The sequence below is a fragment of the Ruegeria sp. AF3 genome, assembly GCF_056536285.1.
Window position 1 is genome coordinate 170,199 of record NZ_JBQFJM010000001.1, and the last position, 13,068, is coordinate 183,266.

A 13,068-nucleotide genomic window follows, 5' to 3' on the forward strand; every position below is an offset into this window, starting at 1 on the left:
AGTGTGCTGAAACACGTGGCGCGAGGGAAAAGTTTTCATGAATTACGAAACGGTTCTATTGGACATATCGGATGGTCTGGCGGTTTTGACCCTGAACAGACCGGACAAGATGAACGCGCTGACCACTCGGATGCGGGCAGAGATTACCCACGCGATGAAAGATGCCGCGGTTAAAGCGCGCTGTATCGTTATCACCGGCGCGGGGCCGGCGTTTTGTTCCGGGCAGGATCTGGGAGATGCATCATCGACCGGCAAGATCGATCTGGAACGATCATTGCGCGACGAGTACGAGCCGATGCTGGAAGCCATCCACAGCTGTCCTGTTCCGACGATCGCGGCTGTAAACGGACCTGCTGCGGGGGCAGGGGCCAACCTTGCGCTGTGTGCGGACGTGGTTATTGCAACGGAGAGTGCGTATTTCCTGCAGGCTTTTGCACGTATCGGCTTGCTGCCCGATGCCGGGGGCACCTGGTTCATGCCGCGTCAGATGGGCTTGGCCAAAGCAATGGGGGCCGCCTTGTTTGCTGACAAGATCAGCGCCCGGCAGGCCGAAGAATGGGGCATGATCTGGGAAGCTGTCCCCGATGATGCGTTTGCCGCACATTGGCACAAAAGGGCAGAATATCTGGCCAAAGGTCCAACCGCCGCCTATGGCGCGATCAAGCGTGCCATCCGCGGGACCTACGAAAACACATTGCAGCAGCAGCTTGCAACCGAGGCGCATCTTCAAGGAGAATGTGGCCGGTCGCGGGATTTTGCAGAAGGTGTGGTGGCGTTCATGGAAAAACGCCCTCCGAAATTCGAAGGGCGTTGATAAGCGTTAGGCGCGGCGACGGCGACGCGTGCGGCGTTCGGGGCCTGCGTCGTCCTCGGTTCCGTCCGAAGCCGACGAAAACGGCCCCAGTGCCTCGGTGATCTGATCCAGTGTCGGGCGCTCGCCGCGCGAAGTGGTATCCAGCGCTTCGCGCATTTTGCGCAGATGATCGGGCATGGTCCCGCAGCACCCGCCGATGATTGTTGCGCCCGAATCCCGTGCCATGGCAGCATACCGACCCATCAGTTCGGGTGTCCCGTCATAATGGATATGGCCATCCACGTATTTCGGGATGCCCGCATTGCCCTTTGAGATCAGCGGACGCTCGGTGCCTTGCGCTGCAAAACCCAGAACCGTGCGCAGGATATCCGACGCGCCGGTTCCACAATTGGCTCCAAAAGCGATCGGTGGGTTTGGCAAGGTTTCGACCAAAAGCGCAAGATCGGCCGAGGTGACACCCATCATCGTGCGCCCGGCCGTGTCAAAGCTCATCGTGCCGCACCAGGGCATGTCGGCCAGCGCAAAGGCCTCGGCTGCCGCGCGGAATTCCTCTGGCGCGCTGATGGTTTCCACCCAAAGAACGTCAACTCCGCCCGCTTTCAAAGCCTCGGCCTGTTCATGGAACATTTCAACCGCGTCGGAATGCGACAGGCTGCCGACCGGTTCCATAATCTCGCCGGTGGGTCCAACCGATCCGGCCACGACGATAGGGCGCCCGGCTTTGTCCGCGATTTCACGTCCAAGTTCTGCGCCGATACGGTTCAGCTCGCCCACGCGGTTCTGCGCATCATGCAGTTTCAGACGCGCCGCAGTGCCTCCAAACGTGTTGGTCAGAAACAGGTCGCTGCCCGCATCGACCGACCCCTGATACAGCGCCCTGATCTTGTCCGGAGCATCCACGTTCCACAGCTCAGGCGCGTCACCTGATTGCAGACCCATGTTAAATAAATTGGTCCCCGTTGCACCGTCCGCAAGGATGGCGTCTTTGGTGTCCAGAAGTTTGCTCAGCGCGTTTGTCATAGGGTTATTCCAGAAAAAGCGTATAAACGCTGCAAAAAAACAGAGACGCCCCGTGTCTCATGACCAGGGCGTCAAATCAATTTCATAAAACTCATGAAGATCATGAATTTTGCATTTCAGGCAATCAGTGCTCGCCTTCCACCATCACCTGTTCTTTGGCTTCAACCAGAAGCTCGGCCATTTTCGAACGGATCGTGGCTTCATCCGCAAGATCACCCAAGTAGGCTTTGACCGCCTCGACAACATCGTCTTCGCCGACATGCTGTAGGTCGGTATGAACCAGTTCCTGGCCGTATTTCCGTGCCTGTTCAACAGTTTCGCCCTTCAGCGCAGACGCCCAGACAGCCATAAAGCGGTTGCGGCGCATCCGAGCGATGAACTGCATCTTTTCGTCATGGGCGAATTTGCTTTCAAACGCGGCTTCACGTTCGTCGAATGTGGTCATTGGTTGGGGACCCCTTGGATTACCGTTTCTCACTGATGATATGACAATAGGACACTCTGGGTGCAAGGTATTTGCGCTGCGTCAAAGGCCCTCGGGGCAGCGAACTTGCGGGAACGCAGGGCTTGCACTATGAGGACGCCAACGTGAAGGGACTCATTCCCTTTCGCCAGTCTGGAAAGGTCGCTTATGGCGCGTCGCAAGAAAATCTACGAAGGCAAGGCCAAAATTCTGTATGAAGGCCCCGAACCGGGCACCATCGTACAGTATTTCAAGGATGACGCCACCGCGTTCAATGCCGAGAAGAAAGACGTGATTGACGGCAAAGGCGTGCTGAACAACCGTTTGTCCGAGTTCTTCATGACCGGGCTGACCCAGATTGGTATTCCGAACCACTTCATCCGGCGCCTGAATATGCGCGAACAGCTGGTGCGCAACTGCGAGATCATTCCACTAGAAGTGATCGTGCGCAATTACGCGGCCGGTTCGATGTCGAAACGTCTTGGCATCGCAGAAGGGACGCAATTGCCACGTCCGATCGTTGAATATTGCTTCAAGGATGATGCTTTGGGCGATCCTCTTGTCACCGAGGAACATATTGCCGCGTTTGGCTGGGCCAGCCAGCAGGACATGGACGACATCCTCAGCCTCGCGCTGCGCGTGAACGATTTCCTGAGCGGCGTGATGCTGGCGGTGGGTATTCGTCTGGTTGACTTCAAGATCGAAATCGGGCGCGTATTTGAAGGCGACTATCAGCGGCTGGTCGTTGCGGATGAAATCAGCCCGGACAGCTGCCGCCTGTGGGATATCAAGACCGGTCAGAAACTGGACAAGGATGTATTCCGCCGCGATCTGGGCAGCCTGACAGATGCCTATTCCGAGGTCGCCCGAAGACTGGGTGTGCTGCCTGCCAGCAACGTCACCAAGCCGACGCTGATCAACTAAATACCACGCCTTAGCAGCGCCGCCCCCTCAGGGCGGCGTTTTGTCTTTGCCAAGTTGTTGGTAGAGCAGGGTGTTTGCGTGTGGCCGGGCCGTTTGATCGGATGACCATTCCGAAGCTTCCAGCTGCCGTGCCGGCAAAACTACTCGGGTCCATCTGACGGCGCAGGATCGTCACCTACCTGCGGCAAACTGCGTTTGAAACAGGGTTGTCGAAACCCATCAGGCGCGCTATCCCCCGCGCAACGAAATGGGCCTTGTATGCGGCCCTCAGGTGGAGTTGCCAAAATGAAAGCACGGGTTCATGTGATGCTCAAGAACGGGGTGCTGGACCCGCAGGGCGAAGCAGTACGTCACGCATTAGGTGCAATGGGCTTTGATCAGGTCGAAGGCGTACGTCAGGGCAAAGTCATCGATCTTGAGCTTGCCGATGGCGCAACCGAGGCAGACGTGACCGAGATGTGCGAAAAGCTTTTGGCCAACACCGTCATCGAACGCTACGAGATCGAACTGGTCTGATTGATGCGGGCCGCGCGTCTGATCACCTATCGTCAACCGCTTGAGGTGTCGACGATCCCCGATCCGGTTCCCGCCGAAGACGGTGTTGTGGTGCGAGTGCTGGCCTGCGGTGTGTGCCGGTCCGACTGGCACGCGTGGTCGGGCTCAGACCCGGACGTTGTCCTGCCCATGACACCCGGTCACGAGTTTTGCGGCGAGGTGGTCTCGGTCGGTGCGCGCGTTAAACGGTGGCGTGTTGGGGACCGGGTGATTGCGTCCTTTATCCTTGCCTGTGGGCATTGCCCGGACTGCGCAAAGGGTCATCAGACAATCTGTCCGAACCAGGTCGTGCCCGGCTTTACCTGTGACGGGGCTTTTGCTGAATATGTTGCCGTGGCTCATGCCGATGCCAACCTGACATCCTTGCCCGACAGCATCGCGCCTGAAATCGCCGCCGCATTGGGGTGCCGCGTAACCACGGCGTGGCAGGCGCTTGTTGGCCGGGCGCAGGTGCAGGGTGGTGAGTGGATTGCTGTATTTGGCGGCGGCGGTGTCGGAATATCAACGCTTCTTCTTGGCAAGGCGCTCGGCACGCGTGTTATCGTAGTCGATGTCGCCGAGGACAAGCTGGCCTATGCCAAAACTCTGGGCGCCGACGCGGTGGTCAATGCCGCGACATGTGATGCCCCACAGGCGGTGAAAGACATCACCGGTGGCGGCGCCGATGTTGCGATCGAGGCGCTTGGCGTCGAAGCCACGACCGTTTCCGCCATGCGATCCCTGCGCAAAATGGGGCGCATGGTGCAAATCGGAATGCCCACGGGGGACCATGCACAGATGTCGTTGCCGATGGATGTGCTCTATTCTGGTCAGCTCTCCGTATTTGGCACCCGTGGGATGCCAAGCTGGCGCTATCCGTCGCTGTTGTCGCTGATCGCGGGTCAAGGGGTCGACCTGAGCCCGCTGGTGACCCGGAAAATAACCCTGAACCAGGTAAGCGCCGAGCTTGCCGCTTTTGACCATCCAACGCCTCCGGGTGTTGCGGTTGTCACAGATTTTGTCTCGTAGGAGGGCCCGCCATGCGTGCAGCCGTAATCGTTTTCCCCGGATCCAACTGTGACCGAGATCTTGCCGTCGCCTTTGAGCAGGCCGGTTTTCAGGTCGATATGGTCTGGCACAAAGACGCGGCTTTGCCCGAAGGTATTGATATCGTGGGTGTGCCGGGCGGGTTCTCTTATGGAGATTACCTGCGTTGCGGCGCAATCGCGGCCCAATCGCCGATTTGCAAGGCCGTCGTCGAACACACGCAGCGCGGCGGTTATGCCGTAGGCATTTGCAACGGTTTTCAGGTTCTGACCGAAACCGGCATTTTGCCGGGCGCGTTGCTGCGCAATGCTGGGCTGAAATACATCTGCAAGACCGTTGGCCTAAAGGTTGAGACCAGCGACTGCGCGTTTACCAGCGGCTACAACGCAGGCGATGTGATCGGTATTCCGATTGCGCACCACGATGGCAACTATTTTGCGGATGACGCGACGCTGGCCGCGCTAAAAGATCAGGACCGGATCGCTTTTACCTATGCCGAAAACCCGAACGGCTCGATCGGGGATATCGCCGGAATCCTGTCGGAAAACCGCCGCGTTCTTGGCATGATGCCGCACCCCGAACGCGCAGCTGATCAGGGTCATGGCGGCACAGACGGGGTGGCGTTGTTCCGCGCATTGTCAGGTGTGTTTGAAGCGGCGTGACTTGAGGTCTCGCCCGCCGGGGCGTAACCTTTTGCCATGAACACAGAAGTTCGATCTGGCTGGTCAAATATGTTGAAACCGTTTCGTGGTGCGCCGCTGGGCTGGCGGTTGCGGCTGGCGGTTCTTGTTCTGCTGGTCGCGACAATTGCAACGGTCTGGGTCACGAACCGGCTGTTGACCGACAGGTTCACCGAATCCACGCGCAACCGGGCAGAGCTGCGACTGACGCTGTATTCGGGCAACTTGCTGAGTGAATTGCGCCGCAACTCGATTGTTCCACAATTGCTGGCCCGCGACCCGACGTTGATTTCGGCATTGCAGTCAGGCGATTACACCCTGTCTACCCAACGCCTTATTTCATTCGTGGAAGAGATCGGCGCGGCCTCACTGGTTTTGCTGGACAGCGACGGGCGCACAGTTGCCGCGACCGACCGAAACAGGTTGGGCGAAGGACATCGGAACACGCCTTATTTTGTGGATGCGATCCGCTCGAACGCGACGATCTTCTCTGTTATTCCCAAGGACGCAGGCGGGTACAGCTTTGTGTATTCGCGCCGGTTGGAGAATGGGGCCGAGTTCCTGGGCGTAATTGTCGTCGAGGTTGACCTGCAAAAGTTCGAACGCGCCTGGGCAGGTATCTCGGATGCGGTGATGGTTACCGACAGCACCGGCAACATCATTTTGTCCACGGAACCCCGCTGGCGCGGGCTGGATGAGAACACGGCGATGCTGCGCCAACCGCCACAAGGTGCGATCCAGCGCGCCATCCGGGCAACAACCGATTGGACCGCGCTGCCGCCTGATGCCTATCTTCAGGGCGAAGCGGTGATGCGGATCGAGACGCGCATTCCTTTCCGCGGCTGGCAGATGACCTCGTTCACGACCTATGCCTCGATCCGGGAAAAGGTGAACAGCGTTCTGGCGCTGGAAATCATGGGATTTGCGATTCTTCTGGCGCTTGCGTTCTATGCGTTGAGCCGCCGTGCCACGTTGCGCATGACCCTGTTCCAGCGCGAGTCGGCAGAGCTTCGCGCATTGAATGCACGGCTACAGCGGGAAATCGCTGAACGTGAACGGGTTGAAAAGACGCTGGATTTGGCAGAACAGACTCTTGCGCAAAGCTCGAAACTGGCTGCCCTGGGCGAGATGTCGGCGGCGGTCAGTCACGAGCTGAACCAGCCACTGGCGGCGATGAAAACCTATCTGGCCGGGGCCCGCCTGTTGCTGCGCCGCAACCGCCCGGAAGAGGCCCTTGCCAGCTTTGGTCGCATCGATGGTCTGATAGAACGGATGGGCGCAATTACTCGGCAGCTCAAGTCTTATGCACGCAAGGGCGCGGATGCGTTTTCACCAGTAAATCTTGGTGAAGCGCTGGCCTCGTCCCTGTCGATGATGGAGCCTCAGCTGCGTCAGCGCCACGTGAAGATCACGCAGATCGTACCAGAGGAACCTGTGATCGTAATGGGGGATCGAATGCGTATCGAGCAGGTCATGGTCAACCTCTTGCGAAACGCGCTGGACGCCACCAAATCAGTGGTGGAGCCGGATGTGGAAATCATCCTGGCAGCAGGTGATATGGCAGTGCTGACCGTACGCGACAACGGGCACGGAATCGAGGATATCGAAAACCTGTTCGAGCCGTTCTACACGACCAAACAGCCCGGAGACGGTGTTGGTCTGGGGCTTGCCATCTCGTCAGGGATCGTGAACGACCATGGGGGACGGCTGACTGCGCGCAACGGCCAATATGGCGGTGCGGTGTTTGAAATGCAGTTGCCTGCACTGGGAAGAGACGGCCTTGAAGCCGCGGAATAACGAGGAATGACTATGGCACAAGCCATGAAAATTGCCATTGTTGACGATGAACAGGACATGCGCCAGTCGATCAGCCAGTGGCTCGCTTTGTCCGGCTATGACACGGAAACCTTCGCCAGCGCGGAAGATGCGCTCAAGGTGTTGGGTCCGGATTATCCGGGGATAGTGATTTCGGACATCAAAATGCCCGGAATGGACGGCATTCAGCTTCTCAAAAAGCTGATGGGCGCTGACAGCACCTTGCCCGTGATCATGATCACCGGTCACGGCGATGTTCCGATGGCTGTCGAGGCGATGCGTGTCGGTGCATTCGATTTCCTTGAAAAACCCTTCAACCCCGACCGCATGTCTGAACTGGCCAAACGGGCCAGCAATGCGCGGCGTCTGACGTTGGACAACCGCGCGCTGCGCCGGGAATTGTCCGGCGGCACCCAGATCATGAACAAACTGATCGGTGCCAGCCCGGTTATGGAACGCCTGCGCGAGGATATCCTCGATCTGGGTCAGGCGGATGGCCATGTGTTGATCGACGGAGAGACAGGGACCGGAAAGACGCTTGTCGCACACGCCCTGCATGCGGTTGGAAGCCGTGCCGGCAAGAAATTCGTGCTGGTGTCCTGCGCGGCGCACGAGGAAGACGCGTTGGCCAAACGTCTGTTTGGGCCGATGATGCCTGAAGACGCCCAATTGCCCGCCATCGAAGAGGCGCGGGGCGGAACGCTGGTTCTGGAAGATGTCGAAGCGCTCAACGATTCCCTGCAAGCCAAGCTGCTCAGCGTGATGAACGAGCAGGGCACGCCGGCCGAGACACGCATCGTAGCGATCTCGAACCTGCAAGAGGCCGGAAAAACCTCCGAAGATGTCTTGCGGCCTGATCTGTTCTATCGATTGGCCGCCTTGCGCATCACCATGCCGCCCCTGCGCCAGAGGGGCGAGGACATCCTGACCCTGTTTACCCGTCTGAGCGAGCAGTTCGCCGAAGAATACGGCTGTGATGCGCCTCAGGTAAGCGCTCAGGAAGCCGCGCAGCTGTTGCAGGCACCCTGGCCGGGGAACGTGCGCCAGTTGATCAACATTGCCGAACGCGCGGTACTGCAATCGCGCCGCGGGTCCGGAACGATCGCCTCGCTGTTGATGTCGGATCACGAGGAAATGCAGCCGGTCATGACCACCGAAGGCAAGCCGCTGAAGGAATATGTCGAAGCCTTTGAACGGATGCTGATCGACAACACGATGCGGCGGCACAAAGGATCTATCGCGTCTGTGATGGATGAACTGTGCCTGCCGCGCCGAACGCTGAATGAAAAGATGGCCAAATACGGCCTCCAGCGGTCGGACTATCTGTAAACTGGGTGACGGGGGCTCTGCCCCCGTCGCCTTTGGCGACTCCCCCGGGATATTTTTGGCCAGATGAAGGCGATCCCGCATGCCACGGTTGGGGGCGGTGCAGTTTGCCCATTGTCTTTTCCACAGGACTGCTTTTATTGTGTCCGGACGGGCCGGGCCAGTTTTGTGTCCATAAGCCCCGAATCATTGAGTTTCGCTGCTTTGCTGAAGGTGATGACATATTATTCGCCGCAAAGCAGACCGATTGTGCCCCTTTCGGGGCAATGTAGTACCTGAGCCCGGAACGTCTGGGCGAAAGGAATAAATGGGCAGGCTGCGGCTAACGCGCCTGTCGGAGAAGAACCGCGATGACGCGCGCGCAACGATTGAGTGACCGGGCAGGGGGCCACAGCGCCAGACCCTGCCGCGCGCCGTCCGATATCGCCCTGACAAGACACCTCCCCAAATGTGCCTGTCCACCTGGACGGGTCAGGACAACGCGTTTGGCGCGGTGCACCAAGGACACATGGCTAAGAAAATGCTTATCGATGCCACCCACGCGGAGGAAACCCGCGTCGTGGTGGTCGACGGAAACAAGGTCGAGGAGTTCGATTTTGAATCCGAAAACAAGCGCCAGCTTGCTGGCAACATCTATCTTGCAAAAGTAACACGGGTTGAGCCGTCGCTTCAGGCGGCCTTTGTGGATTATGGCGGGAACCGGCACGGCTTCCTCGCGTTTTCGGAAATTCACCCGGACTATTACCAGATCCCCATCGCCGACCGCGAGGCGCTGATGGAGGAAGATCGCGCCTATGCCGAGGCCATGAAGGCGCGGGATGAGGCCGACGAGGGCAAGCCGAAAAAGCGGCGTTCGCGCGCCCGATCAAAGGCCGCGGATCTTAAATCGGACGATCTGGTCGAAACGATTGAAGTTTCGACCGAGCCGACCGGTATGGAAACCATCGACCTTGACGATGCCGACATGGAGGTGCCCGAGGGGACATCGCCTATGGAAATCGTCGGTGAAACACCTGTTGAGGAGCCTGCGGACAACGAAGCGCCAGAAGCTGTGTCAGATGACACTGCTGAGGAAACGGCTTCGGAAGACGAGGCTCAGGCTGAAACGGTCGAGTCTTCACAAGACGATGCAGCAGGGGATTCTGATGACGCGGCGGATGCTTCAATCTCTGACGATGGCGATGAAGCGTCTGAATTGTCTGAGAATGACCCGGACGTAGATGATGGCGATGCGGATGAGGAACACGCTGACGCAGCCGCGAAAGATGACACGATTGAAACCGTAGCCGAGGAAGACGACAGCGAGGACATCCGCCCTCAGCGCAAGCCACGCCCACGCCGGTATAAGATTCAGGAAGTGATCAAAGTGCGCCAGGTGCTGCTGGTGCAGGTCGTCAAGGAAGAACGCGGCAACAAGGGGGCAGCCCTGACGACCTATCTGTCGCTGGCAGGTCGCTATTGTGTTTTGATGCCGAACACCGCGCGTGGCGGTGGGATCAGCCGCAAGATCACCAACGCAGTTGACCGCAAAAAGCTGAAAGAGATCGCCGCGGATATTGATGTTCCGACAGGGGCGGGTTTGATTATCCGGACTGCAGGCGCCAAGCGCACAAAATCGGAAATCAAGCGCGACTATGAATACCTGCAACGCCTGTGGGAGCAGATCCGGGCATTGACCCTGGAATCCATTGCACCTGCGAAGATCTATGAAGAAGGCGATCTGATCAAACGGTCGATCCGGGACCTTTATAACCGCGATATCGACGAGGTTCTGGTCGAGGGCGAGGGCGGATACCGCATCGCCAAGGACTTCATGAAGATGATCATGCCGTCCCATGCCAAGAATGTGAAACGGTACGAGGACGCGCTGCCGCTGTTTGCGCGCTATCAGGTGGAAAGCTATCTGGCGGGGATGTTCAACCCGACCGTTCAGCTGAAATCTGGCGGGTATATCGTGATCGGCGTGACCGAAGCGCTGGTGGCAATCGACGTGAACTCGGGCCGGGCCACGAAAGAAGGCTCGATCGAGGAAACGGCGCTGAAAACCAATCTGGAAGCCGCGGAAGAAGTGGCGCGTCAGTTGCGTCTGCGTGACCTTGCCGGTCTGATTGTCATCGATTTCATCGACATGGACGAGCGCAAGAACAATGCGTCGGTTGAAAAGCGTCTTAAGGACAAGCTGAAAACCGACCGTGCCCGCATTCAGGTCGGCCGGATTTCGGGTTTTGGCCTGCTCGAGATGAGCCGTCAGAGGCTGCGCCCGGGTATGATCGAGGCGACCACGCAGCCATGCCCGGCATGCCATGGCACCGGCCTGATCCGTTCGGACGACAACATGGCGCTGTCGATCCTGCGTCAGATCGAAGAAGAAGGCACACGCCGCCGCTCGCGCGAGGTTCTGGTGCGCTGCCCGGTCAGTATCGCGAACTTCCTGATGAACCAGAAGCGCGAGCATATTGCCCAGATCGAATCGCGCTATGGCCTGTCTGTACGGATCGAAGGCGATGTGCATCTGGTCAGCCCGGATTTCTCGATGGAGAAATTCAAGACCGCCAGCCGCATTGTTCCCGAAGCGACAGCTCCTGTCGTGTCGGTCGATGCCTCGCTGATGGATCTGGTGGATTCTTCGGAAGAGGAGGAAGCCGAAGAGGATATCGCGTCGATTGAAGATGATACCAAACCCAAGCGCAAGCGCCGCCGTCGTCGTCGCAAGAAAGGCGCGAGCAACGGTGACGCGGCGGAACAGGGCGCGGATGACGGCGAAGGGTCAGAGCAGGAGGATGCCGTAGGCGAATCCGCTGAAACGGAAACCGCTGTCGAGACAACCGAAGCCGAAGCAACGGAAGAGGAAAAACCCGCCAAGCCCAAGCGTAAGCGCGCTCCGCGTCGTCGTAAGAAAGATGCGGTAGCAGAAGAGGGTGCGGAACAGTCGGAAGCACCGGACACCGATGCCGGGGCCGATGCACCGGCGGTTGAAGAGGCGGCCTCAGACGCAGAAGCCGAACCTGCCGAGGCGGCTGTCGCCGAGCAAAGCGAAGCCGCTGAGGCTGTTGACGCTGCGCCGGAAGCAACAGAGTTTGCCGAGCAGACTGAGGAAGTCGCACAAGCTGAAGCGATCGTTGCGGTGGAAGAACCTGAAGTTCAATCTGCCGATGAGCCGATCGAAGACGCACCCGTGGAAGAAACACCCATGGCAGCAGAACCTGAACCGGTGCTTGAAACTGTGGCAGATGAACCTGAGCCAGAATCCGACAGGCCCAAACGGCGCGGATGGTGGTCGCTGGGCAACTGATGAAAGGGCGGGCAGATTTGCCCGCCTTTTTTATATCACAAAGTCAGTCGGTTTTTCGGATCAGATAGACCTGATGTTCGCCATCCAAATCCTGAGACAGCAATGTGTGGCCAGCCTCGGCGCAAAAATGCGGGACATCGATGATGGCTGCCGGATCATCAGCCAGCACACGCAACACAGAACCTTGCGGCATGGATTTCAGCCGTTTGCGGGCCTTGAGGACGGGCAGGGGGCACAGTAGGCCCAGCGCATCCAGCGTATCTGTAATCTCTGACATGATTTTCGGGATAGGGCGAAGTTGTAATATTGTCCAGATTCCAAGCACGAGGATGTGACTCATTGGCCCCGTGACGGACCGCCATTCATCACTTATGTGCTTAGACATGTTCGGAATAGAAATCATAGATGCGGGGCTGCTGCCCGCCATGTTTGTTGCCCTGCTGGGTGGCCTGATCAGCTTTCTGTCGCCTTGTGTGCTGCCCATCGTGCCGCCCTATCTGGCATATATGAGCGGCGTCACGATCAACGAAATGCAGGATGAGACCCGCGCCCGGCGCAAGGCAACCATGTCAGCGCTGTTCTTTGTGCTGGGCCTGTCGACGGTTTTTCTGCTGTTGGGCTTTACCGCATCTGCCTTTGGAGTGTTCGTGCTGCAAAATCAGGTGCTTTTTGCCAAACTGTCCGGTGCCGTTGTCATTGTCTTTGGCCTGCATTTCCTGAATGTCTTCCGTATCCCCTTTCTGGACCGCGAAGCGCGGATCGAAACCGGCGATTCCGGTGGCTCGGTCTTTGGTGCTTATATTCTTGGGTTGGCCTTTGCTTTCGGCTGGACGCCCTGTATCGGCCCCCAGCTGGGCGCGATCCTGTCCCTTGCGGCAACCGAGGCCTCGGTGGCGCGCGGCACGCTGTTGCTGGGTGTTTATGCAGCCGGATTGGGTATTCCGTTTCTGCTGGCAGCCATGTTTCTCAACCGCTCTATGACCGTGATGAACCGGATCAAGCCCTATATGGGCGTGATCGAAAAGGTCATGGGAGGGCTGCTGCTGTTCGTGGGCATCATGCTGATCACAGGCCTGTTCACCCGCTTCAGCTGGTGGTTGCTTGAAACCTTCCCGGCGCTTGCGAATTTCGGCTGAGCGTCTGCCCCCCTTAC

General features: G+C 58.4%; 12 protein-coding genes. 9 read left to right on the forward strand and 3 right to left on the reverse strand.

Annotated features, from left to right (window positions below):
* The first annotated feature begins 37 nt into the window (after nucleotides 1-37).
* Nucleotides 38-814 carry an enoyl-CoA hydratase-related protein gene (locus tag ACR3FC_RS00815; RefSeq protein ID WP_480472605.1) on the forward strand — a complete coding sequence of 259 codons (777 nt, stop codon included), beginning with the start codon at nucleotides 38-40 and terminating at the stop codon, nucleotides 812-814.
* A gap of 6 nt (nucleotides 815-820) precedes the next feature.
* Here the strand turns inward: ACR3FC_RS00815 and bmt are convergent, their stop codons facing one another.
* Nucleotides 821-1,834: a betaine--homocysteine S-methyltransferase gene (gene bmt, locus ACR3FC_RS00820; protein WP_480472607.1), complete on the reverse strand. Its 1,014-nt coding sequence runs from the start codon at nucleotides 1,832-1,834 to the stop codon at nucleotides 821-823.
* A gap of 124 nt (nucleotides 1,835-1,958) precedes the next feature.
* Nucleotides 1,959-2,279, reverse strand: coding sequence for a DUF1476 domain-containing protein (locus ACR3FC_RS00825; RefSeq protein ID WP_480472609.1), 321 nt, complete (start codon nucleotides 2,277-2,279; stop codon nucleotides 1,959-1,961).
* Between the two features lie 186 nt (nucleotides 2,280-2,465).
* Between ACR3FC_RS00825 and purC the strand changes: the two genes are divergently transcribed.
* From purC to ACR3FC_RS00860, 7 genes are all read left to right on the forward strand, one after another.
* A complete protein-coding gene (purC, locus tag ACR3FC_RS00830; protein WP_209504015.1) occupies nucleotides 2,466-3,221 on the forward strand; it encodes a phosphoribosylaminoimidazolesuccinocarboxamide synthase in 756 nt (251 codons plus the stop codon).
* Between the two features lie 285 nt (nucleotides 3,222-3,506).
* Entirely contained in the window at nucleotides 3,507-3,737 is a 231-nt protein-coding gene (gene purS, locus ACR3FC_RS00835; protein WP_117872765.1) for a phosphoribosylformylglycinamidine synthase subunit PurS, read from the forward strand.
* A gap of 3 nt (nucleotides 3,738-3,740) precedes the next feature.
* Nucleotides 3,741-4,784, forward strand: coding sequence for a zinc-dependent alcohol dehydrogenase family protein (locus tag ACR3FC_RS00840; RefSeq protein ID WP_480472611.1), 1,044 nt, complete (start codon nucleotides 3,741-3,743; stop codon nucleotides 4,782-4,784).
* Nucleotides 4,785-4,795: 11 nt separating this feature from the next.
* Nucleotides 4,796-5,464 (forward strand): phosphoribosylformylglycinamidine synthase subunit PurQ, encoded by a 669-nt coding sequence (gene purQ / locus ACR3FC_RS00845; RefSeq protein ID WP_480472613.1) that lies wholly within the window; start codon nucleotides 4,796-4,798, stop codon nucleotides 5,462-5,464.
* 69 nt (nucleotides 5,465-5,533) lie between these two features.
* A complete protein-coding gene (locus tag ACR3FC_RS00850; protein ID WP_480476729.1) occupies nucleotides 5,534-7,279 on the forward strand; it encodes a sensor histidine kinase in 1,746 nt (581 codons plus the stop codon).
* Between the two features lie 12 nt (nucleotides 7,280-7,291).
* Nucleotides 7,292-8,626, forward strand: a complete 1,335-nt coding sequence (locus tag ACR3FC_RS00855; protein ID WP_480476731.1) for a sigma-54-dependent transcriptional regulator — start codon at nucleotides 7,292-7,294, stop codon at nucleotides 8,624-8,626.
* 505 nt (nucleotides 8,627-9,131) lie between these two features.
* Nucleotides 9,132-11,915, forward strand: coding sequence for an Rne/Rng family ribonuclease (locus ACR3FC_RS00860; RefSeq protein ID WP_480472615.1), 2,784 nt, complete (start codon nucleotides 9,132-9,134; stop codon nucleotides 11,913-11,915).
* 43 nt (nucleotides 11,916-11,958) lie between these two features.
* Here the strand turns inward: ACR3FC_RS00860 and ACR3FC_RS00865 are convergent, their stop codons facing one another.
* Entirely contained in the window at nucleotides 11,959-12,192 is a 234-nt protein-coding gene (locus tag ACR3FC_RS00865) for a sulfurtransferase TusA family protein (protein WP_480472617.1), read from the reverse strand.
* Nucleotides 12,193-12,298: 106 nt separating this feature from the next.
* On the opposite strand from ACR3FC_RS00865, the gene ACR3FC_RS00870 reads away from it, so the two are divergent.
* On the forward strand, nucleotides 12,299-13,051 hold the full coding sequence (locus tag ACR3FC_RS00870; protein WP_480472619.1) for a cytochrome c biogenesis CcdA family protein: 753 nt from the start codon (nucleotides 12,299-12,301) through the stop codon (nucleotides 13,049-13,051).
* The last annotated feature ends 17 nt before the right edge of the window (nucleotides 13,052-13,068 follow it).